General features: G+C 42.1%; 27 protein-coding genes. 5 read left to right on the top strand and 22 right to left on the bottom strand.

Annotated elements, in window-relative coordinates; genetic code table 11:
* Nucleotides 1-93 precede the first annotated feature (93 nt).
* Nucleotides 94-837, bottom strand: a complete 744-nt coding sequence (locus NYE65_RS17685) for a metallophosphoesterase family protein (RefSeq protein WP_340861371.1) — start codon at nucleotides 835-837, stop codon at nucleotides 94-96.
* A gap of 215 nt (nucleotides 838-1,052) precedes the next feature.
* Between NYE65_RS17685 and NYE65_RS17680 the strand changes: the two genes are divergently transcribed.
* Entirely contained in the window at nucleotides 1,053-1,187 is a 135-nt protein-coding gene (locus NYE65_RS17680; RefSeq protein ID WP_063577172.1) for a YjcZ family sporulation protein, read from the top strand.
* Nucleotides 1,188-1,382: 195 nt separating this feature from the next.
* Here NYE65_RS17680 and NYE65_RS17675 read toward each other — a convergent pair whose 3' ends face one another.
* Nucleotides 1,383-2,348: an NAD(P)H-dependent flavin oxidoreductase gene (locus NYE65_RS17675; protein WP_275730885.1), complete on the bottom strand. Its 966-nt coding sequence runs from the start codon at nucleotides 2,346-2,348 to the stop codon at nucleotides 1,383-1,385.
* Nucleotides 2,349-2,429: 81 nt separating this feature from the next.
* On the opposite strand from NYE65_RS17675, the gene NYE65_RS17670 reads away from it, so the two are divergent.
* Nucleotides 2,430-2,942: a gamma carbonic anhydrase family protein gene (locus NYE65_RS17670; protein ID WP_328176135.1), complete on the top strand. Its 513-nt coding sequence runs from the start codon at nucleotides 2,430-2,432 to the stop codon at nucleotides 2,940-2,942.
* A gap of 64 nt (nucleotides 2,943-3,006) precedes the next feature.
* Here the strand turns inward: NYE65_RS17670 and paaX are convergent, their stop codons facing one another.
* From paaX to NYE65_RS17600, 14 genes are all read right to left on the bottom strand, one after another.
* Nucleotides 3,007-3,888, bottom strand: a complete 882-nt coding sequence (gene paaX, locus NYE65_RS17665) for a phenylacetic acid degradation operon negative regulatory protein PaaX (RefSeq protein ID WP_340862142.1) — start codon at nucleotides 3,886-3,888, stop codon at nucleotides 3,007-3,009.
* Nucleotides 3,889-3,973: 85 nt separating this feature from the next.
* Nucleotides 3,974-4,750 (bottom strand): enoyl-CoA hydratase-related protein, encoded by a 777-nt coding sequence (locus NYE65_RS17660; protein WP_340861370.1) that lies wholly within the window; start codon nucleotides 4,748-4,750, stop codon nucleotides 3,974-3,976.
* Nucleotides 4,751-4,817: 67 nt separating this feature from the next.
* A complete protein-coding gene (locus tag NYE65_RS17655) occupies nucleotides 4,818-6,026 on the bottom strand; it encodes an acetyl-CoA C-acyltransferase (protein WP_340861369.1) in 1,209 nt (402 codons plus the stop codon).
* The gene (locus tag NYE65_RS17650) at nucleotides 6,023-6,895 is read right to left on the bottom strand and encodes a 3-hydroxyacyl-CoA dehydrogenase (protein ID WP_340861368.1); all 873 of its coding nucleotides are present in this window, start codon (nucleotides 6,893-6,895) and stop codon (nucleotides 6,023-6,025) included. Before NYE65_RS17650 ends, NYE65_RS17655 begins: the two co-directional genes overlap by 4 nt.
* Nucleotides 6,896-7,013: 118 nt before the next feature.
* Nucleotides 7,014-8,534: an aldehyde dehydrogenase family protein gene (locus NYE65_RS17645; protein WP_340861367.1), complete on the bottom strand. Its 1,521-nt coding sequence runs from the start codon at nucleotides 8,532-8,534 to the stop codon at nucleotides 7,014-7,016.
* 23 nt (nucleotides 8,535-8,557) lie between these two features.
* Nucleotides 8,558-9,331, bottom strand: coding sequence for an enoyl-CoA hydratase-related protein (locus NYE65_RS17640; protein WP_340861366.1), 774 nt, complete (start codon nucleotides 9,329-9,331; stop codon nucleotides 8,558-8,560).
* Nucleotides 9,332-9,341: 10 nt separating this feature from the next.
* The gene (locus NYE65_RS17635) at nucleotides 9,342-10,118 is read right to left on the bottom strand and encodes an enoyl-CoA hydratase/isomerase family protein (RefSeq protein WP_034314902.1); all 777 of its coding nucleotides are present in this window, start codon (nucleotides 10,116-10,118) and stop codon (nucleotides 9,342-9,344) included.
* The gene (locus NYE65_RS17630) at nucleotides 10,115-10,420 is read right to left on the bottom strand and encodes an EthD family reductase (protein ID WP_034314904.1); all 306 of its coding nucleotides are present in this window, start codon (nucleotides 10,418-10,420) and stop codon (nucleotides 10,115-10,117) included. Before NYE65_RS17630 ends, NYE65_RS17635 begins: the two co-directional genes overlap by 4 nt.
* 20 nt (nucleotides 10,421-10,440) lie before the next feature.
* Complete coding sequence (paaD, locus tag NYE65_RS17625; RefSeq protein ID WP_057275714.1) at nucleotides 10,441-10,938, bottom strand: 1,2-phenylacetyl-CoA epoxidase subunit PaaD; 498 nt, start codon at nucleotides 10,936-10,938, stop codon at nucleotides 10,441-10,443.
* 24 nt (nucleotides 10,939-10,962) lie between these two features.
* The gene (gene paaC / locus NYE65_RS17620; RefSeq protein WP_057275713.1) at nucleotides 10,963-11,763 is read right to left on the bottom strand and encodes a 1,2-phenylacetyl-CoA epoxidase subunit PaaC; all 801 of its coding nucleotides are present in this window, start codon (nucleotides 11,761-11,763) and stop codon (nucleotides 10,963-10,965) included.
* Entirely contained in the window at nucleotides 11,753-12,112 is a 360-nt protein-coding gene (gene paaB / locus NYE65_RS17615) for a 1,2-phenylacetyl-CoA epoxidase subunit PaaB (protein ID WP_034314912.1), read from the bottom strand. The genes paaC and paaB overlap by 11 nt, the downstream gene beginning before the upstream one ends.
* An 18-nt stretch (nucleotides 12,113-12,130) precedes the next feature.
* Nucleotides 12,131-13,087: a 1,2-phenylacetyl-CoA epoxidase subunit PaaA gene (gene paaA, locus NYE65_RS17610; RefSeq protein WP_340861365.1), complete on the bottom strand. Its 957-nt coding sequence runs from the start codon at nucleotides 13,085-13,087 to the stop codon at nucleotides 12,131-12,133.
* 127 nt (nucleotides 13,088-13,214) lie between these two features.
* Complete coding sequence (locus NYE65_RS17605) at nucleotides 13,215-13,445, bottom strand: ferredoxin (protein ID WP_340861364.1); 231 nt, start codon at nucleotides 13,443-13,445, stop codon at nucleotides 13,215-13,217.
* Nucleotides 13,446-13,657: 212 nt separating this feature from the next.
* Nucleotides 13,658-14,986, bottom strand: a complete 1,329-nt coding sequence (locus NYE65_RS17600; protein ID WP_340861363.1) for a phenylacetate--CoA ligase family protein — start codon at nucleotides 14,984-14,986, stop codon at nucleotides 13,658-13,660.
* Between the two features lie 263 nt (nucleotides 14,987-15,249).
* On the opposite strand from NYE65_RS17600, the gene NYE65_RS17595 reads away from it, so the two are divergent.
* Genes NYE65_RS17595 through NYE65_RS17585 form a run of 3 tightly spaced genes read left to right on the top strand, consistent with a single transcriptional unit; the run spans nucleotide 15,250 to nucleotide 17,611 of the window.
* Nucleotides 15,250-15,603: a DUF485 domain-containing protein gene (locus NYE65_RS17595; protein WP_340861362.1), complete on the top strand. Its 354-nt coding sequence runs from the start codon at nucleotides 15,250-15,252 to the stop codon at nucleotides 15,601-15,603.
* Nucleotides 15,600-17,150, top strand: a complete 1,551-nt coding sequence (locus NYE65_RS17590; protein ID WP_340861361.1) for a solute symporter family protein — start codon at nucleotides 15,600-15,602, stop codon at nucleotides 17,148-17,150. Before NYE65_RS17595 ends, NYE65_RS17590 begins: the two co-directional genes overlap by 4 nt.
* 14 nt (nucleotides 17,151-17,164) lie before the next feature.
* A complete protein-coding gene (locus NYE65_RS17585) occupies nucleotides 17,165-17,611 on the top strand; it encodes a PaaI family thioesterase (protein WP_328176142.1) in 447 nt (148 codons plus the stop codon).
* Nucleotides 17,612-17,890: 279 nt separating this feature from the next.
* Here NYE65_RS17585 and NYE65_RS17580 read toward each other — a convergent pair whose 3' ends face one another.
* From NYE65_RS17580 to allE, 6 genes are all read right to left on the bottom strand, one after another.
* Complete coding sequence (locus NYE65_RS17580; protein ID WP_340861360.1) at nucleotides 17,891-19,153, bottom strand: pyridoxal-phosphate-dependent aminotransferase family protein; 1,263 nt, start codon at nucleotides 19,151-19,153, stop codon at nucleotides 17,891-17,893.
* A gap of 14 nt (nucleotides 19,154-19,167) precedes the next feature.
* On the bottom strand, nucleotides 19,168-19,434 hold the full coding sequence (locus NYE65_RS17575) for a hypothetical protein (protein WP_340861359.1): 267 nt from the start codon (nucleotides 19,432-19,434) through the stop codon (nucleotides 19,168-19,170).
* Between the two features lie 833 nt (nucleotides 19,435-20,267).
* Entirely contained in the window at nucleotides 20,268-22,442 is a 2,175-nt protein-coding gene (locus NYE65_RS17570; RefSeq protein WP_340861358.1) for a malate synthase G, read from the bottom strand.
* 290 nt (nucleotides 22,443-22,732) lie between these two features.
* Complete coding sequence (locus tag NYE65_RS17565; RefSeq protein WP_340861357.1) at nucleotides 22,733-24,037, bottom strand: uracil/xanthine transporter; 1,305 nt, start codon at nucleotides 24,035-24,037, stop codon at nucleotides 22,733-22,735.
* 218 nt (nucleotides 24,038-24,255) lie between these two features.
* Nucleotides 24,256-24,639 (bottom strand): cupin domain-containing protein, encoded by a 384-nt coding sequence (locus NYE65_RS17560; RefSeq protein WP_194719361.1) that lies wholly within the window; start codon nucleotides 24,637-24,639, stop codon nucleotides 24,256-24,258.
* Between the two features lie 128 nt (nucleotides 24,640-24,767).
* Entirely contained in the window at nucleotides 24,768-25,532 is a 765-nt protein-coding gene (gene allE / locus NYE65_RS17555) for a (S)-ureidoglycine aminohydrolase (RefSeq protein ID WP_063577190.1), read from the bottom strand.
* Nucleotides 25,533-25,783: the final 251 nt, after the last annotated feature.

Below are 25,783 nucleotides of genomic sequence, written 5' to 3'. Positions count from 1 at the left end.
ACCTCCAGCTTCATATTGTTTGCCTATTAGCGTACCCGCAGGCATGTACCTTTATGCTCAACATTTCCCCAACCTTCATCTTTTATAAACGTCTTAGGCCTGCTGCCCGCCATGGAAGGCACGTATAATGAATTCATGCTCTGGAACTTGTAAGCTTTGGTACGATGACAGGAACGATGTATTATCATAGGCCACTTTTTCAAGCTTTACCTGAATACCCGCATTTTCAATTGAAACAATGGCATAAGGAGCAACTGGTTCACCATTACAGCCAAGAGAACCAGGGTTCAGGAATATCGTTCGGTCATTTTTATAAAAGTGGATAGGATGATGATGTCCGAATCCTATTAAATCGTGATGCTGATCTTTGAAAAGCATTTCCAAGTTATTTAAACTCGGTTCAACGATTTTACTATATGGATTTTGGCTTATGTGCTCATCCAATTTCTTCGGTTCCATGTGATAATGGGTGAAGTAAACGGAGTGATCATTAATGATATGATGTATGGTTCGAGGCAATTTCTCCAATTCATTTATGAATTTCCGCTGCATCCTTTCAGCTATCCATTCATGATGCTCCTTAACATGAATATGTCCGTCCGGATGCGGCTCCCCGTTAATGATGGCCAGGACAGCTTCATCATGATTTCCAGTTATCATCGATAAATCATTTCTTGAAAATAAAAGTTCAAGGACTTCATTTGTATCCGGGCCAATCCCAACCATATCTCCCAAACAATAGACACGATCTATTTCTTCCCTTTGATCAATATCCCTAAGGACGGCTTTTAACGCTGAAGCATTACCATGCACATCCGTTATAATGGCAACTTTCATGACTTAATTCAGCTCCCTTCCTCCACAATCCACATGGTATATTATAACATTCAAAACGAAATCAAAAAAATATTCGGGCTTAATCCCTTGGTTTGCCCACGCCCATTTTTTATGAATAAGCAAACACTTCGGCCTAGAATACATAGTATGAAGTATTCCCGGTAAAGATGTTTTGCTAGGTATGTAATTCATAATATATATGAGGAGGAAATCAAATGGGTGGAAATGGTAACGAATGTTGTGGCGGCGGTTTCGATAACGGATTCGCATTGCTGATCGTATTATTCATCTTGCTGATCATCATTGGATGCAGTTGGGGATTCGGCGGCGGCTTCGGCGGATGCTGCTAATAATGACATAAATCAAAAAGGCGCCTGTTCATGGCGCCTTTTTTGTTATGGATTGACTTTTTAGTTTTTTGTTTTTACTATTCCAAAGAGGTTTTCCCTCTTCAAACTTTTATTACATAATATTAGGAAGGATCTATAAATTTTTAGATGTTTCTTCTAGACATGAACGTTTGGCAAATTAGGTACCTTCCGCACTCAAATCATAAAAGGGGCAGAGAGCCTGCTCAATCCATCCTCCATATGTTTTTTCGCATCTTTCATCATGCCATCAAGTAATTCCTTTACCGTAGGTATATCGTCAATCAATCCGGCAACCTGGCCGCTGTTCATAAAACCATTGGTAACATCCCCGTTCATCGCTCCATTTATATGATGGACTTCAGAGGTCATTTCACGATAATTCACAGGAGACAGACCCTGCTTCTCCAGATCCAGCACTTTCTCGGTATATGGGTCCTTCAATACCCTTCTGACCTGTCCAAATGATCTGCCCAAAATTACTGTATCATTGCCCATCGCTTCAATTAGTTTCTGCTTATATGACGGATGGAACGGTGCTTCTTGTGTAGCAATCAGCCTGGTTCCCAATTGGACGCCTGAAGCTCCCAGCATCAATGCAGCTGCCAACCCCTGCCCATTGCCTATTCCGCCAGCGGCCAAAACGGGAAGCGTCACATGCTTGCTGATTTGCGGAATGAGTGTAAACGTCGTCATTTCCAGGTTCGAGTTGATGCCGGCGGCTTCAAACCCTTCTGCGACCAGCACATCTGCCCCTGCTTCTTGCGCTTTTTGTGCGTGCTTGACCGACGCAACGATGGCAATCACTTTTATATTCTTTTTTTGCAATAGGGGAATGAAAGGGGCAGGATTCCCTGCAGATAAGGAAACTACAGGTATATCATGCTTCAGGACAAGATTCACTAACTCATCTGTATATGGACTAACGTTTATTGGAATGTTCAACGCAAAATTGTTATTGGTTTTATCTTTGGTTTCGAGAATGATGGCTTCTACCTGTTCAGGAGTCATGGTACCGCACCCTATTGTTCCCAGGCCCCCTGCATTGGATACTGCAGCCGCAAGACTTGCATTGCTTATATTCCCCATGCCGCCTTGAATAATTGGATATTTTATCTCAAAAAGTTCACAAATACATTTCACTTTCATCCCTCCCAGTCAATTTAATGTTATACTATATTCATTAGAAAAACAATTCTGACTTTTTAAAAAAGGAGCGAGACTATGATTATTCCGTACAATAATAAAAAACCATCCATTGATGATACCGTTTTCGTGGCACCCGGCGCTCATTTAATCGGTGATGTTTCGATTGGGAAAGACTCGACCATTTGGTTTAATTCCGTACTGCGCGGTGATGAAGATTCAATTACAATAGGAGAAAAATGCAGTATTCAAGATAACTCCACCATTCATTTATTTGAAGGATGCCCGGTTGTCATTGAAGATGAAGTGACGGTCGGTCACAATGTCATCCTGCATGGTTGTAAAATAGGCAAACGATCCATTATTGGTATGGGATCAACGATATTGGATAATGTAGAGATCGGCGAAGAATGCATCGTCGGAGCTAACACATTGATTTCCTCTGGCAAAATCATACCTCCACGTTCACTGGTCATTGGTTCCCCGGGGAAAGTGGTTCGCCGATTGAATGATAAAGATCTTGAATTGATCCAACTTTCCATCGATACATATGTTCAAAAAGGGAAAGACTTCAAGGTGATACTTGATTAATTATTGTAAGGAATTTGAAAAGAGCTTCGGCAAGTCGTCGTTAACGACTGGCCGAAGCTCTTTTTCACTTAATGATGAGTGGATGGTCCTTGGCATCATAGGTTTCATCTTTCCGGCATAAATCATTGTTTTCCTGAAATACGCTTTCAAAGAAACGGCTTGCTGGTTCAGCCAAGACTTGATAATACTGGCTAAATAAAAGAGCAGCATGATTCCCATTCCACTTAGTAGGCAGAAGTTCCTTTGGCAGGCCCGGATCGATGAATAAAAATTTACGGTATTCATGCACCAAGTTCGTTCGTTCCACAAAACAATCTGCATCGGACATTTCACCCCTGCTAATGATGCTTTGATGAACGATGAATTGTTTACTGTATTTCTCGATGAATTCTTCATATTTATTTTCAATCTCTTCTAATTGCCAGCTCTTCTCTACAAGCGATTGGTTTTCTTTTGGACCTTTGTACTCCGAGATGAAAAAATCAACATATTCATCTATGTCATATTTCTCGATCAAGCGATTGATTTGCTTCTCCAAATCATTGGGGGAAATCCAGCAACCACTTGAAAAACTGCCAAACCCGCTCCATAATAATTCTTTGCGGAGATCATCCCGTAATTGCCGCTTATCTTCAGGGATCGTGTACATTAAGATGCGCCATTTACCATCCCATTCATTCGGTTTCATCTTATATATGCGATTGGCCGCTTCATCCATTCTCTGCACACCGCGATCAGTCAAAAAATAATAGCTTTTATTTCCCTGCTTCTCTGACTGAATCCACCCTTGCTTGACCATTCGTGAAACGGCTACACGAACGCCCTGCTCATTATGGCCGAATTCCTTTAACAAACGAATTAAACTGCCTATCCAGATTTTACTTCCATAGTTACGGATATAATCGCCGTATATCGTAAAAATCATGGATTGTGTATTAGTACCTATCTTTCTCACCTCGTCCTAACATTGTTACTATTTTCACACGGGAGACATAATAATTATTATATCTTTTTAAAATGAAAGCGCAATATTATTCACCAGTAAATCGCGCTTTTCTCCGTTCACTAAATGCCTGGAGCGCTTCCGATCTATCTTGAGTCGGAATGGTCAATTCATAGGCTTTTCCTTCTATGGCCATTCCCGTTTGCAAGTCCGTATTCATTCCTTGGTCAATCGCATATTTGGCTTGTTTGACTGCAATCGGCCCATTCTTCATGATATTGGCTGCCAATTCCTCACAGGCTGACATTAGACGATCCCTTGGTACGACCTTCAAAAGGATCCCTAATTGACATGCTTCTTCCGCAGTCAATTTTTTAGCGGTGAAGATCAATTCCTTGGCCTTCATTTCCCCAATCAATCTCGGCAGCCGCTGTGTTCCGCCTGCTCCCGGAATAATGGCCCAACTAGTTTCAGTGAGCCCCAAAGAAACACCTTCCGCAGCAATTGCAAAGTCACATGAAAGCAGCCATTCAAATCCTCCCCCCAATGCATATCCATTGACGGCAGCCATTGTCGGCTGCGGAAGCCCTGCGATACTATTAAAAACATCGCGAATCGCTTTAACGTTCCTTCTCACGTCGGCATCATTCAAAGACTTCCTTTCTTTCAAATCCGCTCCCGCGCTGAATGCTTTTTCCCCTGCACCGGTGAAAATGACGACACGGATATCGCCGTCATAATAAACGGCATCGATGACTTGCTGCAGTTCACAAAGTGTCTCATAGTCGAAGCAGTTCAATACGTCGGGCCGATTCACTGTTATATAGCCGATTTGATTTATCACTTTATAAATAACCTTGGACATGAGTCTCCTCCCTTTTTTGAAAAAATGACCCTTATGCAGATAAAATTAATAAGGGCCATACGCTTAATCATTCTTTATCGATATTTTCTATAATGGCGGATATGCCTTGGCCGACGCCTACACACATCGTCGCAAGGCCATAGCGTACTTTCCGCTTTTTCATTTCGTGGACGAGTGTTGTTAAAATACGCGCCCCGCTTGCACCGAGCGGATGGCCAAAAGCTATTGCCCCGCCGTTGACATTCACTTTCTCCTGATCCAATTTCAATTGGCGGATGCACTCCAAGGATTGGGAAGCGAATGCTTCATTCAATTCCACCAGCCCGATGTCTTCAATCGTCAAACTTGCCCTCTCCAATGCTTTTTTAGTGGCATGAATCGGGCCAAGGCCCATAATGGACGGTTCCAAGCCCGCTACCGCCCCTACAACATATTTGGCCAGAGGCTTCAATCCAAGCTCCCGTGCTTTTTCTGCACTCATCAAAAGCAGTGCCGAGGCTCCATCATTTACACCTGAAGCATTACCGGCGGTTACAGTGCCGCCTTTAAAGATCGGTTTGAGTTTTTCCAGCTTTTCGATGGTCGTGTCAGGACGAGGGTGTTCATCCTTCTCGATAATGACCTCATTCCCTTTTCGATCCGTATATCGAACAGGTACGATTTCATTAATGAAACGCTCATTTTCCACCGCGTTTTTCGCCCTTTTCTGGCTTTGATAAGCGAATTGATCTTGGTCCTCCCTTGAAACAGAAAAACGCAGGGCGACGTTTTCAGCCGTTTGAGGCATGGAATCCGCACCATACATTTCTTTAAGTTTCTCATTCGTGAAACGCCATCCGATCGTTGTATCCTGAAGCTCCATTGAACCCCGCGGAAATTCACTCTCAGGTTTGGCCATGACGTACGGCGCCCTTGTCATGCTTTCAGTACCCCCTGCGATATAAATATCGCCTTCACCGACTGCAATGGAGCGTGCAGCATACATGACGGCATCCAATCCGGATCCACATAAACGATTTATTGTCGTTCCAGCTACATTTACCGGAAGACCAGCTAAGAGGGCGGACATCCGGGCCACGTCGCGATTATCCTCTCCCGCTTGATTTGCATTCCCGAAGATGACATCCTCAATTTGATCAGGCGGCAGCTCTGGATTGCGATCTATCAGCGCCTTGATTACAATTGCGCCGAGGTCATCCGGGCGAACGCTTTTCAATGCGCCTTTATACCTTCCGATTGGTGTTCTCACAGCATCAATGATCACAACATCCTTCATTTCCTCACCAGCTCGCCGTCTTTTGTATAATCGTACACACCTTTACCAGACTTACGGCCGAGCCTGCCAGCTTTAACATACTGTTCAAGGAGGGGAGCCGGGCGGTATTTCTCACCCAGTTTACTATGTAAATATTTTAAATTATTCAAGCGGGCATCCAATCCCACCAAATCACCTAGCTCAAATGGTCCCATTGGGTAATTCAGCCCTAACTTTATTGCCTTATCGATTTCTTCTGGTGTTCCTAAGCCTTCTTGAAGCATAAAGAACGCTTCATTACCTACCAAACAGCTGATCCTGCTTGTAACAAACCCAGGGAATTCATTTATGACCACGGTCTCTTTCCCCATTTTTTCGGCTACCTCTTTTATTATGGCTGCCGTTTCATCGCTTGTTTCAAGACCACGTACAATTTCAACGAGCGGCATTTTTTGTACAGGATTGAAAAAATGCATGGCAATCGTTTTTTCGGGACGCTTTCCATAAGAACCAATTTCCGTCGGACTCATCGTGGAAGTATTGGTTGCAAAGTAACAATCTGCTTTTGCATGGATTTCAATCGTTTCGAAGACTGCCCTCTTGATTTCCGCCTTTTCCGGAACTGCCTCTATGATCAAGTCGGCATATGCCGCTGATTCTTTCAGATTGGCAGAATAGGTAAATCTGCTTTTTGCAGCTGCCGCTTCTTCCTCGGTAATCTTTTGGTAGCGCAAACCCTTTTCAAAAATGGAATCGATTTCGTTTCTAGCACTTTCCAAAGCATCCTGATTTACATCCACTAATACTACATTAAAGCCCCCTATTGCTCCTACATAAGCTATTCCCCTGCCCATGACACCAGATCCGACGACCACTAGATTACTAATCATTCATTCATTCCTCCTTCAAAAATAAATAGGGCTGGCTGTGGGTGAATCAGATAAGCATTCAACCATACCTGAATTACTTTTCCGACATACCGTTCAGCCAGCCGTCTATTTTTTTGTTTTATTGAATTCCAAATGGATTTAAGGGACGGCTTCCATGATAGGAAATGATGCTTTTCGTTTCTGTATAAAGATCAAGTGTCTCAATGCAAAGTTCCCGGCCGAATCCTGACTGTTTATACCCTCCGAAAGGTGTTCCAGGAAATGCGGAGAATGGGCAATTCACCATGACGATTCCCGCTTCTATTTGATTGGCCACTCTAGTCGCACGCCCGCCATCTTTTGTCCAAAGGGCTGAACCCAAACCGAATTCCGTATCATTCGCGAGCCTCACAGCTTCTTTTTCATCTTTGAATTTCATTATGACAACGACCGGCCCGAATATTTCCTCTTTCACTACATCCATTTCATGATTGACATTCGCTATGACCGTCGGCTCATACCAATAACCGTTTTCGAAACCTTCAATGACCGCTGGCTTTCCTCCCGTCAGGATCTTCGCTCCATCAGTAATGGCAGATTGGACATAATTGTCGATGACATCCAATTGCCCTTGATCTATGACTGCACCGATGTGTGTTTCTTTGTCGAGCGGATTGCCCAATTTCAATTTTTTCGTCTTTTCTACGAATCTGGCAACAAACTCATCGTATATGTCTTCGTGAACGTATAAACGGGATCTAGCTTCGCAAGACTGCCCAGTATTATAGAAAATTCCATATAATGATCCATCGATGGCTGCTTCAAGGTCTGCATCTTCAAAAACAATATTAGGGGACTTGCCGCCAAGCTCCAATGTGACCCTTTTTAATGTCTGTGAAGCCTTGCCCATAAGATCTCTGCCGATTGGCGTAGAACCCGTGAAGGCCACCTTATTCACTTTCGGATGCTGAACAAGGTAATTTCCTACGTCCGATCCAGGACCTGGAATGATATTGACCACGCCTGAAGGAACACCTGCTTCTAAACAGATTTCCCCTAAAACAATGGCCGTCAGCGGCGTTAACGAGGCTGGCTTAACGATCACTGAACAGCCGACCGCGATTGCAGGTGCAATTTTCCACGCAGCCATCATCATAGGGTAATTCCATGGGATGATTTGGGCACAAACGCCTACTGGCTCTTTTTCCGTATAGTTATGGAATTGACCAGGCACATTATTCACAGATCCGCGGTGTGCAACTAACGCTCCTGCATAAAACTCGAAATCTTCAATTGCCTGCATGACTTGGCCTTGCGCTGCAGAAATGGATTTGCCGCTGTTCAGGACTTCCAATTCAACCAATTCATTAAAGCGTGAACGCATGATCGCTGCAATTTTGTTCAAAACACGAGACCGTTTGTTAATCGGAGTCCTCTTCCATTTCCCGTTATCAAATGCTTCACGTGCAGCTTGAACAGCCTTTTCTGCATCTTCCTTGGTCGCCTTTGCAACCTTGGCAATGATTTCACCAGTCGCAGGATTGTACGCATCAATCGTGGAACCATCCGTGCTTTCCACTCTTTCTCCATTAATGATCAGATGATAATAATCACGCTTCATTTCCGCTTTTTCAAATGCCGCCTCTTGTACTCTAACCATGTAATCCCACTCCCTTTTCTATATTACTTGCCTATGAATTGAGCTTTCCTTTTTTCAGTGAATGCTGTCACACCTTCTGCATAATCCTTCGTTAAGCCAGCAATGCGCTGACCCTCCGCTTCTTCTTTTAAGTATTCTTCCAATGAAAGATGATAGGACGCCTCTAAGTATCTTTTGATTAATCCGATTGCCTTCGTTGGTTTGTTTGCGATATTCTCTGCAAAGGCTTTCAATTGCTCGTTCCACTCATCCACACCGATCACTTTTGTAGCGAGCCCGATATTTTTCGCCTCGCCAGCCGTAACCTTTTCGCCCAATAAAGATAATTCCAGGGCTTTCGCATGACCAACGATTCGCGAAAGGTAATACAGATTCCCCGAATCAGGAATCAATCCAATATTGACAAAAGCATTTAAAAAACTGGCTTTTTCAGAAACAAGCCGAAAATCGCATGCCAGCGCCAGGCTGAAGCCAGCACCTGCAGCCACCCCATTGACTCCTGCAATGATCGGTTTTTCACAGTTTGCTATTTGCCCCATCATCGGACCGTAATCCTCACGCAGCTTCTGGCCTAAATTCATGCCCTCATCAACATCCGATAAATCCTGCCCCGAACAAAATGCCCTGCCTTCCCCAGTAATGATAATGGCCCGGACTTCATCTGCCCCCGCGGATATTTTGATCGCTTTCTGTATTTCCTTATTCATTTGGGACGTAAAGGCATTTAGTTTATCAGGACGGTTCAAAGTAAGCCAAGCAACTCCATTTTCAACCCTATATTTGATCGTTTCGTACATAGAGCACCCCTTATCCGCCTGTGAATTTTGGCTCCCTTTTTTCAACAAATGCTTTCATTCCTTCTTTTTGGTCCTCTGATGCGAAAAGGATATAGAAATTCTTCCGTTCAAATTGCATGCCCTCATTTAAGGGATAATCAACGGCCTTATTGATAGATTCTTTGATCAGCCTTACAGCTAACGGGGGTTGCTTTGCTATCTTTCTAGCAAAGTCAACCGATTCTTCCATTAACAATTCAGGTGCGACGATCTTATTAATGAAACCGTATTGCAGGGCTGTCTTTGCCTTTATCCTTTCAGCCGTCAATATCCATTCAAGTGCCTTCGTCTTGCCTACCAATTTCGTCAACCTTTGGGTCCCTCCTGCACCAGGCATGACCCCTAGTGTCACTTCAGGAAAGGAAAACTGGGTATCGCTGGCGGCAATCAGGAAATCACAGGATAAAGCAAGTTCAAAACCACCGCCGAATACAAAACTTTTCACCGCACCAATCACAGGCTTCTTGACTAGGCTTATTCGGTCCCAATCGGCAAATTGGTTCGTTAACTCCATACTGATTGGATCATCGTTCACCATCTCGTCAATATCAGCTCCAGCGGAAAATGCTTTTCCATTGCCCGATAGCAAAATCACCTTCACTTGCGGGTCCCGGTCGAATTCTTCCATGGTTGAAACTATTTCCCTAACCATTATCCTGTTAAGGGCATTAAGTTGCTTAGGCCGATTTAAAGAGATATAACCAATTCCATCCGAGATTGACGTTTCGATGAATTGAAGCGCATTCATTTTATTTCTTCACCGATCATCATCGTTACAAGTTTCCCGGCAAAGCCCATTAGGTCTTTCCCTGATGCTTTTCCTTCCGGGGAACGCATTCCTTGTTGCAATGCATCATGGTCTTCATAATACATTTCACAAAGAATGTAGTACTCAGAGTCTTTGCCCATTGGGGTCCCTACAATTTTAGTGACCTCCATTTTTTGAAGACCAGGAATTTTTTCCGTTATCGGACCATGTACATTGAAGTAGTGCTCATCGAATTCTTCCTTGTTTTCAGGTTGTTTATAAAGGGCGATTAGTTTTACCATTTTAGAAAACCTCCATTTTATTAGATTATTTTTATCATCGGTTTCATCGCTTCGAACGGATTTTTGCATGCTTTACAATATAAAATGCTGCGGCAGGCCGTTGGACCGAAGATATTTTCCATCGTGACATATGTCGATTCACAATATGGGCAATCCACATGCCATGATCCATCACTTTTCATTTGTCGAGGAGGAGGGGAGATTCCGAAAACCTTCAATCCAGCTTTCCCCTTTTCCGTAATTCGATCGGATGTCCAGGAAGGGGAACGTAAAAATTCCACACTTACATTTTTTACGGCAGGCAGCTGTTTAAGGGCTGTTTCCACATTTTTTTGAATGATCGACAATGCCGGGCACCCAAGAAAAGTTGGCAGCATTTTTACCGAAACGTCCTGGCCCGAAACCGTCACGTCTTGGACCATCCCTAAATCCAGAATACTTACTGTATCGATTTCGGGATCTTTAACGTCTTCCAGGAGCCTATATATTTCTTCTGTGTTTAACTGTACGGTCGCCATGGTACCCCTCCCCTTTTTATTGATTCACCATGAAGCTGCTTTATCGCTTGCGTATACTTCGCTTAACGTTTCTAGCGCCTTTTCCAAATCTTCCGTATGCTGGCCATTGCGGCCATCACCTCTTGCCATCCCTATTTGAATCGTTGCTGCCAAGCCGACACTTTCAAAAATTGGTGTGATGGCCTCGATCCATTTTTTCTGTAAAACAGCTTCGCCCTCTATCAAGCCGAGCTCCACCATTTCCTCCCCATATTGTCCAAGTGAAAATACGCCAGCAAAATCGGGCATTGTTTTACCGATCGCCGCTTTCATTCTCGAAACCGCTTCCAAGTGACCAGATCCCAGCAATTGGACGAACCAGGTTTTCCAGTGCATCAAATGATAGTAAAGTTCCATCTGTACCTTTTGTGCCACTTCAGCAAGCGGTTCATATGAACATGAATGAAGGGATTGAACCTTAATCGCTTTGGCTTGGGTATAAAAATAATTCCGCACTACCGCAAACGCCCAATCATAATCCGGGTCTTTCATATAATGACCAGGACCATTGACCAATTCGAGAATGATCGCATTGCGCCGTTCCTTGGCGGGACGGTCATGAGCCAGCTTATCCGCATCCCCTTCACCGAGTTCATCAAGTAACTTATAATAAATGGCTGCATGCCCCATCGTGTCTTGGGATATCGAGGCGGATGCAACATCTTCTTCGATATGCGGTGCGAGTCCCAACCATTCTGCACCACGGTATGAATGGATGAAGTCATCGTCTGCCAGTTGAAGCAGCAATTCCTTGATTGCGATGTCCTTCAATGATTCATTCCTCATTTTTCACACCTCCAGCCCAGGACATTATCTCTTTTTCATCGAGCATTCCCTGCTCATACTTCCGCCATTTTTTCTTTAAATACCCGTACCCTTTTGTGGTCCTGTAGTCTTTATTATCGATACGTTGAAGCGTTTTCTTTTCCTCGGCCGTCATTTTCCGTATATTCCGTCTTTTCACGACCCAGATATCATCAACCGCTTCACGTCTCATGAAATTTTCTTGTGCCATCATGATGGCAATATCCTCATTCGGGGCGAGCAGGCTAAAGTGGTATTGAACGGGTGATGATTGCGTTTTACGGCTGAATACTTCAAATTCTTCAAAGTAATTTCCTTGTCTAGTTTCCATATCGTCCTTCCCCCTCCCTTAAATGACCTTTGGAGCCAATGCTTCGCGTACCCATTTATTTTTTTCATAAGAATTTCTTCGAAGACTTAAGCGATCCTGCGAACGGGGACCTTCATTCCTTGCGAACACCTTCAATTTCCCCCAATCGGGTTGTTGGTAAATCCAGTTTTCTGACTCTTTGTCAAACCTAAGCGTTTCATCTGGAATGCTGAAGCCAAGCGAAAGGATCCGCTTCACATATTTGGAAAAAAAAGCTTGTCGAAGTTCTTCATTCGTACTGGTTCTTATTTTGTACTTAATCGTTATATCCTGTTTGGATGTGCCCACTTCATTCTTACTGGGAGGTCCAAAGAAAAGTAATAAAGATTCCCACCAATAATTGATGGAGTCTTGAACCAATTTCCTTTGTTCTTCCGTCCCTTCAGCCAAAGCCATGATTATCGCTTCACCATGCTGCGCGTGAAAAACTTCTTCCGCGCAAATCCTCTGTAATGCCCGGGCATAAGGCCCGTATGAGGCGCCAAGCATGTTCGTCTGGGAAATGATGGCTGCACCATCAACCAGCCAGCCAATCAATCCAGCATCGCCCCATGATTTGGCTTCCATATGGAAAACATTATGAAACTTTAAATCTCCTTTAAACAAATCTCGCATGAGGTCATCCCGTTTTTTACTGTAAGGCTTTAGCAAATCCTCGGCGACGCGAAGCAATAATTGCCCATGCCCCATTTCATCCTGCACCTTTGCCATGATTCCAAGTTTCCTATTTAAAGACGGGGCTTTAGGTACCCATTCCTTTTCTGGAAGCGCCCCCATGATTTCACTGATTCCATGCATAGATATTAATTTGATTAAAGTGCCCCGGTATTCTTCCGGCATCCAATCATCCGCCTCTATCTTTTCTCCCGCTTCGATTCTGGCAATGAATTGATTTAGCTTTTCTTCCCCTGCCATATCATTTAAAAGAACGTTCATCCAAATCACCTCATTTTTCAAATATAACGTTTATATAACGTTATTATATTTTACTGTTATACTTAATGCAAGACTATTCTGTCTTTTTTTAAAATAAAAGGAAATTTTCTGGGTTTCTTTGAATCTTTTAATCCACTAAAACTTTAAAGGGCGAAGTTTCCACTTTGATAGAATCTGTCGGACAACCCTCCACCGCATCACCCAAATCATCAAAGAAACCTTCCGGGACCTCTGCAGTTCCTTCATTTTCATCCAGGATGACAAATGCCACTCCCTCATCATTGTAATCAAAGATTTCAGGTGCAGCGGCACCGCTTGCCCTGCAGGTTTCTTGATCCACAACTGTATATTTTGACAAGAGGCCCTCCTCCTTCTCCATTTCATGATTGGCTCCATCTTCTCTTCCATTAAGAGATAAACCCATATTTAAACACGATTGCATCCGCTTTTATGTATGGCGTTTACTTGTTCGATTTCTTCAGCTCCACTTATTCCAATCGATACTTCAGCTGGAAAGAACTGAACGACAGAATCGTCCGGTTTCAACATCCATATTCATGAGCATGGAATTTACAAACGAATGACTTCATCCTTCCGCTTATCAACGACACGAATCGCTTTTCCTTCTGAACGGGGAATGCTTTTTGGGATGTTGACAACAATATCCATCGTGACAAGACATGCGGATTTCAAATGATGCTGAATCGTTTTCCTTAATCTATCTACATTCCCATGCGTTAAGTCTTCTTCAATCTCTTGGTAGAAACCGCTTTCAATTTCAATGTGCAATTCAACACCATCCATATTTCCCTTCTTAACGAGATGAATCTGATAGTGCGGCACAATTCCCTCCATTTGGAATAACACACGCTCTATTTCAGATGGAAATACATTCACTCCCCTAACTATGATCATATCATCCGTTCTGCCCTTAACACGGGACATTCTGGTTGTCGTACGCCCGCATTTACACGGTTCATGTGTAATTGAGGCGATGTCCCCTGTACGGTAACGAATGATTGGAAGCGCTTCCTTTGTAAGGCTTGTGAATACAAGTTCCCCATCTTCGCCGTCCTCAACCGGTTCAAGCGTGTCCGGGTTAATGACCTCGACAAGAAAATGGTCTTCTGCGATATGCAGTCCATCCTGTGCTTCATGACATTCAATCGCAACTCCCGGCCCCATGATTTCACTCAATCCGTAAATATCGATGGCTTTCAATTTCAGTTTCCTCTCAAGTGTTGCCCTCATTGCCTCCGACCATGGCTCAGCTCCGAAAATCCCGTACTCAAGCCCATTATCAGCAGGATCAATTCCCATCTCTTCCATCTTTTCAGCGATATTCAAAATATAAGTAGGGGTTCCGCAAATGCCTCGCGGTTTAAAGTCATTGATGATCGTAATCTGCCTATCGGTATTCCCCCCTGAAATGGGTACTGTCGCAACTCCTAGCTTTTCTGCTCCACAATGCAAGCCCAGGCCCCCTGTAAACAGACCATATCCATATGCGTTATGGAAAATATCTGACTTGCGGCCTCCTGCAGCTACAATTCCACGTGCGACGATTGTTGCCCAGATTTCCAAATCATTTTTCGTATACCCGACAATTGTAGGCTTTCCGCTCGTTCCGGATGAACCATGAATGCGTGTTACATCCTCCATCGGAACGGCAAATAAACCGAATGGATACTGATCACGAAGCGTCTGTTTTTTTGTAAAGGGAAGCTTTATCACATCGTTTAGAGTTTGAATATCTTCTGGTTCCAGGCCCATCTCCCTAAACTTTTCTCTGTAATAAGGTACATTTTCATAAACATGGCTAATCGTTTTTTTAAGGCGTGCCATTTGTAAACTTTCCATTTCAGCACGCGAAGCCGTTTCAACTTCCGGATTGTACATTTTTTCAGTCCCCCTCAATTTTACTATTGTCCCACCGACATTCATAACAGTAATAAAACGGAGAATAAATTACTGTTATGATTTAGTTCAAGATTAATACGTCATTTCTACGTTGTCAATCATGTTTTTATAATTCAGACAAAATGACTGAATAGACAAAATACTAATTTACTAAATTTTCAGACTATGTTAATTTTAACAATGATATATCATTTTATCAAACACTCGTTTTAAAAACGTACTATATTAAAAGGGGGCTTACTATGGAATCACAGGCTAAAACTGGGCATTCACCATCAGGACATGACAGAGGAAATAAGTATCGTCAATTAATTGAAACGGAAGAATTCAAGGAACTAATCCAAAGGAAAAAAGCTTTCATCGTACCTGTCACTCTCTTCTTTCTTGCTTTTTATTTTGTTCTGCCAATTTTAGCTGCTTATAGCGAAGTGTTGATAGGCGAAGCCTTCTTCCATATTACTTGGGCTTGGGTATACGCACTCCTCCAATTTGCCGTCGTATGGATAGGGGGAATCGTCTATATAAAAAAAGCAGCGAAGTACGACAAGATGTCGAAACAAATCTTGAATAAATATGAGAAGGAGCTTGGCGAATGAGCATTTTATCCCTCACGCTTTTTTTGGGCATCATCTTGTTAACGCTTACTATAACCTATTACTCTTCTAAGAAGACGAAAAATGCCAGTGATTTTTATACGGCCGGCGGCGGATTGACAGCATGGCAGAATGGATTGGCCGTGGCAGGTGACTTTATGTCAGCCGCATCTTTCCTCGGAATTACGGGGGCAATCGCACTTATTGGTTTTGATGGCTTTTACATGAGCATCGGGAACCTTGTTGCCTTTCTTGTCTTATTGTATCTAGTGTCGGAACCACTACGCAATCTAGGTAAGTTTACGCTGGCAGATATGATTTCAGCACGCTTCAAATCAAAAAAAGTGCGAGGGATAGCTGCGGCTAACACACTTGTCATTTCAATCTTTTACATGATTGCCCAACTTGTCGGTGCAGGAGGATTAATTAAACTCTTGCTCGGCATCGATTATTGGCTATCCGTTCTGCTTGTCGGTGTACTGATGACGATTTATGTGATTTTCGGAGGGATGACAGCGACAAGCTGGGTGCAGATCACCAAAGCAGTGCTCTTGCTAGGCGGTTCTGCCGTGTTGACGTTCATCGTATTTTCGCGTTTTAATTTCAACATTTCAGAGATGTTTCATCATGTCCAAACTGCAACACCGCTTGGAAAGGATTTTTTGGATCCAGGAAATAAATACACCGATGGACTCGACATGATTTCATTCAATATGTCGCTTGTCCTTGGAGCAGCCGGCCTTCCGCATTTACTCGTCCGCTTCTTTACAGTAAAGGACGCAGCTACTGCAAGGAAATCCGTCGTATATTCCACATGGTTTATAGGGGTATTTTTCATCATGACGATTTTCCTTGGTTTCGGGGCTGCATCTTTCGTCGGGTTTGAGCGGATCGTCGATGCAAACCCAGCTGGAAACATGGCCGCTCCGCTACTTGCAATAACCATAGGCGGTGAATTTTTATTCGCATTCGTTTCTGCTGTAGCATTTGCCACGATTTTAGCGGTTGTATCAGGCCTTGTTTTAACGTCGGCATCCGCTTTTGCACATGATATATATGGTGAAATCATCAAGGATGGAAATATTACGGGAAAACAGCAAGTACTCGTTGCTCGATTGGCTTCTGTCGGCGTAGCGGTCATTTCGATTCTACTTGCTTTATTCGCACAATCAATGAATGTCGCTTTTCTTTCAGTCCTCGCGCTTGGGATTGCTGCCAGTGCCAATTTACCGATCATCCTTTGCACAATATATTGGAAACGTTTCAACTCAACCGGAGCGATCACAGGAATGTCATTCGGGTTACTCAGCTCCATCATACTGGTCATGCTTAGCCCCAATGTATGGAATCCGGAACCTGGAATGGGGATTTTCACGGGCGATCCCCTCTTCACGATGAGCAACCCGACCATTTTCACCGTGCCGCTCGGCTTTATTGGAGCTTATTTAGGCACAATCTTGTCAAAGGCAAAAGATGAGGAAAACAGGTTTGCTGAAGTACTGTTCAAATCAAACACCGGATCTGGGATAAGTTCAGCAAAAGACCATTAAAAAGGGGGATTTCCATGACCGCACATTTAGATAAGGATATTCACGAATTGCATTACGATCAAATCAAACAAATACTGGTCGACGAACCATATGCTTCTTTTCTAGGAATGAGATTGACGAAACTCGGTCCCGGCACAGCGGAAGCAGAATTGATTCCAAGTGACCACATGCTAAATAGCCACGGAACGGTTCATGGTGCCATTATCTTTTCACTTGCAGATTACGTGTTCGCAGCAGCCAGCAATTCATATGGCAAAGTAGCGGTTGGCGTTTCAAACAACATCAATTTCTTATCAGCTGGCAAACGGGGTGAGACTTTAACTGCCAGAGCTGAAGAGATCAAGAAAAACCATAAACTGGCCTGGTATAAAATAGACGTGTTAAATGAAAGGGAATTGATTGCAACCATGGAAGCGATGGTATTCAGGAAAAATCAATATTTCGTCGACCAAGTTGAATAAGTAACGTTTGAAAGCGGACATGCAATCCATAAGTCCGGTTTCCTCTCCCTTGATTTTCCAGGGATACGTACGAAAAAAAAAGGGGATTCCCGATTGGAATCCCCCTCCCCTATTTTATAACCCTTCTTTTAGTTATTGACCGCAATTCTGGAATCTATCACTATTAACGACTTCCCGCACTCCCGTTCACTTATCCCATCCGTCTGATAAGCGATTTTCCCTCTATGCCTTCCCAATGGCCATGGCCAGGTTACTGAAATGCACATGGACATCCATTAATCAATGAGACCTTTGTGATGCTACCATTTCCTCCTTCTTTCCTACATATACATCAAGCGCAGCCTGCAAAGCCTCTCCCCGATTAACTTGGAACCCCTGGCGCAATAGGACAGCTTCCAAGGAGGCCAATACAAACAGGATGTTTTCTTTCCTGCAACTGAATCCCATAGTCCCTATTCTCCAGATTTTCCCGTGAAGCGGACCAAATGAGGAAGCGATTTCGATGCCAAATTCATTCAACAGCATGTCTCTTACAGCTTCACCATCGATTCCTTTTGGAATTTCAATGCAAGTTACACACGGAAGTTTGTTTTTCCCATCCCCGAATAACATTAGTCCCATTGCCATGATCCCTTCAACGAGAGCAGCTTCGTGGAGTTCATGACGGGCAAAGCGCGTTTCCAGACCTTCTTCGAGCACAAGGCGCAATCCTTCACGTAACGCATAAATCATGGAAGTTGCTTCTGTATGATGATTCAAACGACGCGGTCCCCAATAATCCTGCAGCATGCTTAAATCGAAATAGTTACTGGCGATCGGACGGCTGAGCGAAACCTGTTGGTTGTCTTCATCTGTGGCAATACCACGTTCCACCTTTTTGCGGGACTGGATGATTTCTTCTATTCGCTCATTATACGTAATCGGTGCCATACCAGAAGGAACGGACAAGCATTTTTGTGTCCCTCCTATCAATCCATCAATACACCATTCATCCACCTTAACATCGGTGCCCCCGATGGAGGCAACCGCATCCACAACAAGAAGGACACCCAATTCACGGCAGGCCCGCCCGATTTCCTTCAAAGGCTGCATACAACCAGTGGAGGTTTCCCCATGCACGATTGCTGTTATTTTTGGGGAGACTTTCTTGATTTCCGCAATGACTGCTTGCGGTTCGAACACTTCTCCCCAAGGACATTCCATCGTATGGACTTCAGCTCCGTATCGCTCACAGATTTCCACCAATAAATGACCGAACCTTCCGAATATAGGAACCAGGACCTTATCCCCCGGCTCAATGATGCTGCATAGAATCGCTTCATTACCGGATCTTGAGGTGCCATCTATCGGGAACGCCCATTTATTTTTCGTTTGAAAAACCAAACGCAGCATTTCCATCACTTCATTCATGATAGTGGTGAATGCAGGATCGAATTGCCCTAATATCGGTGTGCTCATCGCCCTTAAAACACGCGGGTCAACTTCGACCGGTCCTGGTGTCATGATCGTTCTCATCGGTACATTCAATTCTGTATATGCCATTTTTACCAACTCCTTCAATAGGCTATTTTATAAAGTATTTCATTCAAAAATCCGATTCCCTGATCCATATCCATCGCAACAGGTTTGACATCCATCGATTGTGAAACCCCAATTTCATTTCCGCTTTCTTTGCCAGGGAATCGAGAGTTGAAAATGTCCTTACAAAACCTTTCAAAAACCTCTTCCTCTCCGATGCCATTCGGAACATTGAATTCGGAAGCCAGACGACAGCATCCTTCCTTTATGAATGGGAGTGGTGCCCGCATGATCACTCTTACCAATGATTTTCACCGTATAAAGGCGGTGACGCCCCATCCTTGTCCGTTTCCATATGGGAACTGGTCAGATTGATTCCACCGGAGGGACCTTCTAAAGCATACACTATCAAAATATGTAGTAAGTTTTTTCCCATCCTCAGCTTTCATTGCCTGCTAGTGCTCATCCTTTCCTTGGAATATAATATCCGGGTCACTCCATTACTCTCTGTTGCCCCGAAAAATGCTAACCCTTCTATCATCGAACGCAACATCATCCTTTTCATCTATTAATTTTTCGTTTTGATTGCCCATCATATCGTTTCCCTTCGCAATAGCCTTTGATGTCATGAACATTCACAAAATTTATCTCATCTATTATTTTACTTGCTTTCGCATTTAACTTCATTGACAATTCTGTTAGTATTTCGATGCTTTTTTGTGCAAAATAACCAACTGAAAGACAACCAATAATGTGTATATATACAGATTTCTATGATCAAAAGAACTTTTGTTATAGTCAGCTCCTCATCATATTGACTAGTATTTTTTGATAAATAAGATACTAGTTCTACTTATGCCGGCCAAATTAACTTTTGATGGACTGGGAACCTAAAAAGATGATGTCTAATCTTGTTACATCTAATTCACATATGTTTTATTTGCTTTTTTTATAAAGAATAAGACCAAAATGGGGAACAAGTAATCGTGATCACTTGTTCCCCATTTTATCGATTAATCACTTATTTTAATCCGAAGCCCCGTATGAATTACTGGTAGAAGTTAAGATATGACACTATGCTGAGCCTCATGAATTTAATAACATTGCATCCTGGTTAGTCTGATGCCCCAGAAATCACTTAATGTTTACACTTATTTTCCTTCGCTTCAATGCGTCGTCGATGCAGGATAGGCTCAGTATACCCACTTGGTTGGTTATAGCCTTGAAACACTAGGTCGCATGCCGCTTGAAACGCCACTGAGCTGTCGTAATTATCCGCGATACATTGATAGGCTGAATCTCCACGGTTTTGTTCATCCACTACTTTAGCCATTCGTTGTAAAGTCTCCAAAACCTGTCCTTTTGTACAAATTCCGTGGTGAAGCCAGTTAGCGATATGCTGACTCGAAATTCTTAGTGTGGCACGGTCTTCCATCAACCCAACATTGTTGATATCTGGTACTTTGGAACAACCAATTCCTTGTTCTACCCAACGTACAACATAACCGAGGATACCTTGAGCATTGTTATCCAGCTCTTGCTGAATTTCTTCCGGACTCCATTCGGGGTTTTGAGCCACCGGGATTTCCAAAATATCATCACGTAAATTTACTGGATTCTTTTTCAACTCATCTTGCACCTTTTTTACATCCACTTGATGATAATGAAGAGCATGCAATGTCGCTGCAGTCGGTGAAGGCACCCATGCTGTATTCGCCCCCGCTTTCAGATGGCCAATCTTTTGCGTTAGCATTTCCGCCATCATATCAGGGATTGCCCACATTCCCTTACCAATTTGAGCTCGACCTTGAAAACCGGTTGCTAGCCCTACATTGACATTCGATTTTTCATAACCTTGTAGCCATTTTGATCCTTTCATGTTATTTTTGAGGATCATAGGTCCAGCTTCCATAGAAGTATGAATTTCGTCTCCCGTTCGATCTAAGAACCCTGTATTAATAAATGCCACCCTTTCTTTAACTTGGCGGATACAAGCTTTCAAGTTCAATGAAGTTCGACGTTCTTCGTCCATAACACCAATTTTCAGTGTATTTCGCTGTAGACCAAGCATGTCTTCCACACGATCAAAGAGCTCATTGGCAAAAGCCACCTCTTCGGATCCATGCATTTTTGGCTTAACGATATAAACTGATCCTTTAGATGAATTTTGATATTTACCATTCCCCAACAAGGAATGTTTGGCAAGTAAACTAGTCATGACTGTATCCATAATCCCTTCAGGAATCTCCTCACCATTTGTATTCAGGACTGCGTTTGTCGTCATTAAATGTCCCACGTTACGGACAAACATAAGTGAACGACCAGGTAAAGAGAATTCTTCTCCATTTGGTGCTCTGTATAAACGATCCGGGTTCATTGTACGTGTCAGCATTTTATTATCCTTTTTGAAAGTTACAGCCAGATCCCCCCTCATAAGACCTAACCAATTTCGATAGACCAGGACTTTATCATCAGCATCCACTGCCGCAACAGAATCCTCACAATCCATAATGGTCGTAAGGGTAGATTCCATTAGAATGTCCTTAACGCCTGCTTTATCTTTTTTACCGATCGGATGACTTCTATCAATCTGAATTTCAAAATGCAACCCATTATTTTTTAATAATATCGCCGATGGATTTCCGTATTCACCTTGATTGCCAACTAGCTTAGATTCCTCTACTAAACTCGTAATTTCTCCATTTCTGAGTGTAACAGCTAATTTCCCATCTACTACTGTATATTTCACAGCGTCTTTATGTGAATGATCCTTTAAAGGAGTTACTTGATCAAGAAAATCCTTTGCAAATGAAATGACTTCTCCACCGCGTACTTCATTGTAGCTCCCTTCTCGGTAGGCTCCTTCTTTTTCGCTAATAACATCTGTACCATATAGGGCATTATAAAGGCTTCCCCACCTTGCATTTGAAGCGTTAATAGCATAACGAGCATTATCAACCGGGACAACTAGCTGCGGACCGGCTTGGAAGGCAATTTCATCATCTACCCCTTCTGTGGTAATATGAAAGTCTTCTCCTTCAGGTTCGAGATAGCCAATTTCTTGTAAAAATGTTTTATATTCAGCAAAGTCCATCTCTTTATTTTCTCTGTGCCATGTATTGATTTTGGTTTGAATTTCATCACGACGAGCCAATAATTTTTTGTTTTTTGGAGACATGTCATGCACCAATTTTTCAAAATCAACCCAAAATTGTTCCTGATTCAGTCCGCTTCCAGGCAGCCCATCTTTATTGATAAATTCAAAAAGTACCGAAGCCACTTGAAGATTACCTACTTTCACATATTCTCCCATGATGTATTCCTCCTCTAAAAATTAGTTTGACTCCCGGCATACGCCGAGATAATTTTCTTAAACCAGGTGATCTCTCCTCCCTTTGAACGGGTTCAATACTTAGTTTGTTTTCGATTTCCAGTTCTCAAATTTATTGTTTTGTTTTCTTATAATCAATTTCAAGTTTATCGTTAGAGATGTCAAATATAGTAAGTATGGTATGGACACCTTTTTTTTCTTCACTCGCAAAATGAAGGCCCATTTTTTAAAAATAATCACTTTGTGTTTCCATTTCCAGGTAGATAGATCGGTTACTGCCCGACCTCCAACTTATTCATTAATTTATTCCAATTAATGAATTTCTCTAAAAAGATCGATATAATGACACCCATAATGAGACCATTTGTAATGAAAGGCTGCAAGAGGACAGGTATACTGCCGAATAATGCTGGCGGGATGTTCATAATGCTAACTCCAACTAGGACCGGTCCTGCTAAACGGAGTATCGTTTCAGAGTTGAATAACGTTCCTTTCAGACTGTTTAATGCGGTCCCGAACAATTGAAGGTATGCGACAAATAAAACAGCGTTACCTATTGTTAATGGTATTGTTCCTAAGAATCTCCCTAATGACGGAATAACTCCAAGGAGAATAAACAAAAATCCGCTTATAATGAATGGCTTTCGTTTGAATAACTTGGTACTTTGTAAAAAACCTATCGTAGATGTAAATGGTGTAAAAGGGACCAAGCCAAAAATCGAAGTGATAAACGCAAAAATACCTGTTACAAAAATAGATCTCCTGTATTGACTATGTTCCACCTTTTCCTTGTAAACATCTGCAACAGCTTGAATAGAAGCGAAAGAATTCGTTAAATTCAGAAGGACAGCAAAAAAGGAAACAAAAATAATACCAATATTCAAGTTTGGAGTTCCAAGGGGAAAGAAAGTGAATGCCATACCTGAAGAGCTAGCCGTCGGAAGATCTGAAGGGAAAATAATTCGATATAATGACCACCCTACGATAATTCCGATCAGAATTGAAAAATTGCCTAGTATTTTCCCTCCTTTAATCCTTAAAAAGCCGACGAAGATGACAATAAAGATTGAAAACAAACTGACAGGGAGATCAATTGTTCCACTTTCGGTTATTTTAAACATACCTTTGAAGAAAATAAAGATGAGCTGAAAGGTCAGTAAAAATATATAAACACTTATCACCATCGGCTTAATTACTTTTTGTATGATATAAATCAGGTTAAATGCCGCTAGCAGTACGGTTACAGCTCCAGCCAGCAAAATACCTGTTGCAATTCCTCCCCCTACGGTTGCAAAATCCAATCCGAGTGCAGATGCAGAGATGCCCATATTTATCATCAGACCCCACATTAGCCCTGAATGGCTGTCCAATAATGGATAACGATGCCCAACCCATGCCTGCAGAATACAGGATATTCCGGTAAAGATAAAGGAGCACCTTATCGTCATTTCAATTGTTTCTGTAGGAAGCTGGAATGCTGCTCCTACAGAAATTGGTACGACAACCGTATTGGCAAAAATAAAAAAAAGCCACTGTAAAGAGGAGAATAATGTTACAGTAACTCCTTGCTGTTTCATCTTAATCATCACCATTTCCGATTTCTGGATTTTAATAAAATCTGTTTGCTAGTTTTTAAGGAAGCCAATCGAAGAAATTACAAAATCATCACTTTTTATAAATAAAAATATAAGCGAAGCGCTGTCTTCATTACAATCGCTTCGCCTTAATCACTTTTTTGTTTTTTAAAAGAAGAAACTTAAATTATTTTGTAATGTTTAATAAACTTAGCATTTTTTTAATATCTTGTTATATCCATAGGCAATGCCCCTGCAGCAAAGCCTACAAACATGAATCGGCTGTTTCCTGTATTTCGCATTCCATGAATTTGATTAGGCTTGGCCAATACTACCATTCCTTTTCTGATCGTGATCTCATTCTCTAGGTCAGGGAAGTATGTTCCTTCCCCCTCAATGCAGACCCAAATATCATCAACATTCGAATGGGAATGTAAATATACTTCCTGCTCAGGTTCAAGACACCAAACTGCCCCAACAGTTTTATCCGTTTCATAGAAATAATTTTTTTGTGGTGCATTAGAATCGAATTTTGCTATTTTATCGATTTCAAAAACTCTTTCCTCTATTATCGACTTTTTGTTCAAAATTACATTCTGGTCCATACCTCAGCACCTCTTTTATATTTAATGGTTTTGAATTACACTTACCGGATCTCCCTAAAATACAATTCTGCCCGCATTAAATCTCTTGAAGTTGTCATCTACTCATTTCTTCTATATGATGTGACCTTTTACAAGGATGCATCACGATTACAATCTTTAGAGTAAACATATGTTAAACTTTCTCTGCCTACCGCATAGGCTGCTTGATGTACATATGGACCCATAAAAATGTAATCTCCTTTCTTTACAGGAACCCACTGATTATCCAGGTTATACATCCCTTCTCCCGAGAGTAAGTAGGCTCCATGTTCTTGCACATGTGTTTCGATGAATGGATGAGATGCAGCAGGATCAAAGGAAAGAATATGAAAATTCATATCAAAATCTATATCAGCAGGCAAAAGATCCTTAAGATGGACATTATGCATATCATCATAAATCCTGAATTCGATGTTGTTCGCATGGTTTGAATGAACCCATGGCCTCCGTCCTTCAAGCGGACGATACTTTTGCTTATATAGGAATAGTTTAGAATCTCCATCCGATTGGTTTTCTAAATACATCTTTGTTCCTGGCGGACAATATAAATAACCGCTTTCATCGAGGACAAACTCTTGTTCACCTGCAGCAGCTTTTATTTTCCCTTCAATAACATAGACAAATGTCTCAACATCTTCTTGTCCACCAAACCCCTCGCTGTTCTTTCCATCCTTTTGCATTGTCACAATGTAATCGACAAAACTTGCTCCAAGCTTTGGAGAACCCAAAATGGAAATGATACAATTCTCAAATCCCGGAATAACATTATTAACCAATCCTTCAGGTGCAATTAACGCATATTTACCGTGCTCAATTATTGATCTGCTTGCTAATAAATCTTTAGGATAACCCATCTTTTAAACTCTCCTTTTAATCGTATTTTATTTGAAATATGTGACTCATGGTGTGCCCATTTCCCGCTATTAATAAACTTATAATTGTAGCTTCTTTTCATATATTATTAGCTTGTGTTAGAAACAATTAAGTCCCTTATTTAAATATTAACCGCTTTCATTTAATTAGTCTTTATGCCTAATTGATAAAAACGTTTTATATTTTTGTTCATTATAGATAAAAGATTTTCTCCAGTCCTTTATGCTTAACA

Origin of the sequence: Peribacillus sp. FSL R5-0717, from assembly GCF_038002945.1 — a bacterium.
Classification (GTDB): Bacteria; Bacillota; Bacilli; order Bacillales; family DSM-1321; genus Peribacillus; species Peribacillus frigoritolerans.
Note: the sequence above shows the minus strand (reverse complement) of the source record. Positions and strands in the feature narration are given on the sequence as shown.

Excerpts from the sequence above, each read along its gene's own strand:
- NYE65_RS17685 (WP_340861371.1), bottom strand. The coding sequence starts at position 837 with ATGAAAGTTGCCATTATAACGGATGTGCATGGTAATGCTTCAGCGTTA.
- NYE65_RS17680 (WP_063577172.1), top strand. The coding sequence starts at position 1,053 with ATGGGTGGAAATGGTAACGAATGTTGTGGCGGCGGTTTCGATAACGGA.
- NYE65_RS17670 (WP_328176135.1), top strand. The coding sequence starts at position 2,430 with ATGATTATTCCGTACAATAATAAAAAACCATCCATTGATGATACCGTT.
- NYE65_RS17660 (WP_340861370.1), bottom strand. The coding sequence starts at position 4,750 with ATGTCCAAGGTTATTTATAAAGTGATAAATCAAATCGGCTATATAACA.
- NYE65_RS17655 (WP_340861369.1), bottom strand. The coding sequence starts at position 6,026 with ATGAAGGATGTTGTGATCATTGATGCTGTGAGAACACCAATCGGAAGG.
- NYE65_RS17650 (WP_340861368.1), bottom strand. The coding sequence starts at position 6,895 with ATGATTAGTAATCTAGTGGTCGTCGGATCTGGTGTCATGGGCAGGGGA.
- NYE65_RS17645 (WP_340861367.1), bottom strand. The coding sequence starts at position 8,534 with ATGGTTAGAGTACAAGAGGCGGCATTTGAAAAAGCGGAAATGAAGCGT.
- NYE65_RS17640 (WP_340861366.1), bottom strand. The coding sequence starts at position 9,331 with ATGTACGAAACGATCAAATATAGGGTTGAAAATGGAGTTGCTTGGCTT.
- NYE65_RS17635 (WP_034314902.1), bottom strand. The coding sequence starts at position 10,118 with ATGAATGCGCTTCAATTCATCGAAACGTCAATCTCGGATGGAATTGGT.
- NYE65_RS17630 (WP_034314904.1), bottom strand. The coding sequence starts at position 10,420 with ATGGTAAAACTAATCGCCCTTTATAAACAACCTGAAAACAAGGAAGAA.
- paaD (WP_057275714.1), bottom strand. The coding sequence starts at position 10,938 with ATGGCGACCGTACAGTTAAACACAGAAGAAATATATAGGCTCCTGGAA.
- paaC (WP_057275713.1), bottom strand. The coding sequence starts at position 11,763 with ATGAGGAATGAATCATTGAAGGACATCGCAATCAAGGAATTGCTGCTT.
- paaB (WP_034314912.1), bottom strand. The coding sequence starts at position 12,112 with ATGGAAACTAGACAAGGAAATTACTTTGAAGAATTTGAAGTATTCAGC.
- paaA (WP_340861365.1), bottom strand. The coding sequence starts at position 13,087 with ATGAACGTTCTTTTAAATGATATGGCAGGGGAAGAAAAGCTAAATCAA.
- NYE65_RS17600 (WP_340861363.1), bottom strand. The coding sequence starts at position 14,986 with ATGTACAATCCGGAAGTTGAAACGGCTTCGCGTGCTGAAATGGAAAGT.
- NYE65_RS17595 (WP_340861362.1), top strand. The coding sequence starts at position 15,250 with ATGGAATCACAGGCTAAAACTGGGCATTCACCATCAGGACATGACAGA.
- NYE65_RS17590 (WP_340861361.1), top strand. The coding sequence starts at position 15,600 with ATGAGCATTTTATCCCTCACGCTTTTTTTGGGCATCATCTTGTTAACG.
- NYE65_RS17585 (WP_328176142.1), top strand. The coding sequence starts at position 17,165 with ATGACCGCACATTTAGATAAGGATATTCACGAATTGCATTACGATCAA.
- NYE65_RS17580 (WP_340861360.1), bottom strand. The coding sequence starts at position 19,153 with ATGGCATATACAGAATTGAATGTACCGATGAGAACGATCATGACACCA.
- NYE65_RS17570 (WP_340861358.1), bottom strand. The coding sequence starts at position 22,442 with ATGGGAGAATATGTGAAAGTAGGTAATCTTCAAGTGGCTTCGGTACTT.
- NYE65_RS17565 (WP_340861357.1), bottom strand. The coding sequence starts at position 24,037 with ATGAAACAGCAAGGAGTTACTGTAACATTATTCTCCTCTTTACAGTGG.
- NYE65_RS17560 (WP_194719361.1), bottom strand. The coding sequence starts at position 24,639 with ATGGACCAGAATGTAATTTTGAACAAAAAGTCGATAATAGAGGAAAGA.
- allE (WP_063577190.1), bottom strand. The coding sequence starts at position 25,532 with ATGGGTTATCCTAAAGATTTATTAGCAAGCAGATCAATAATTGAGCAC.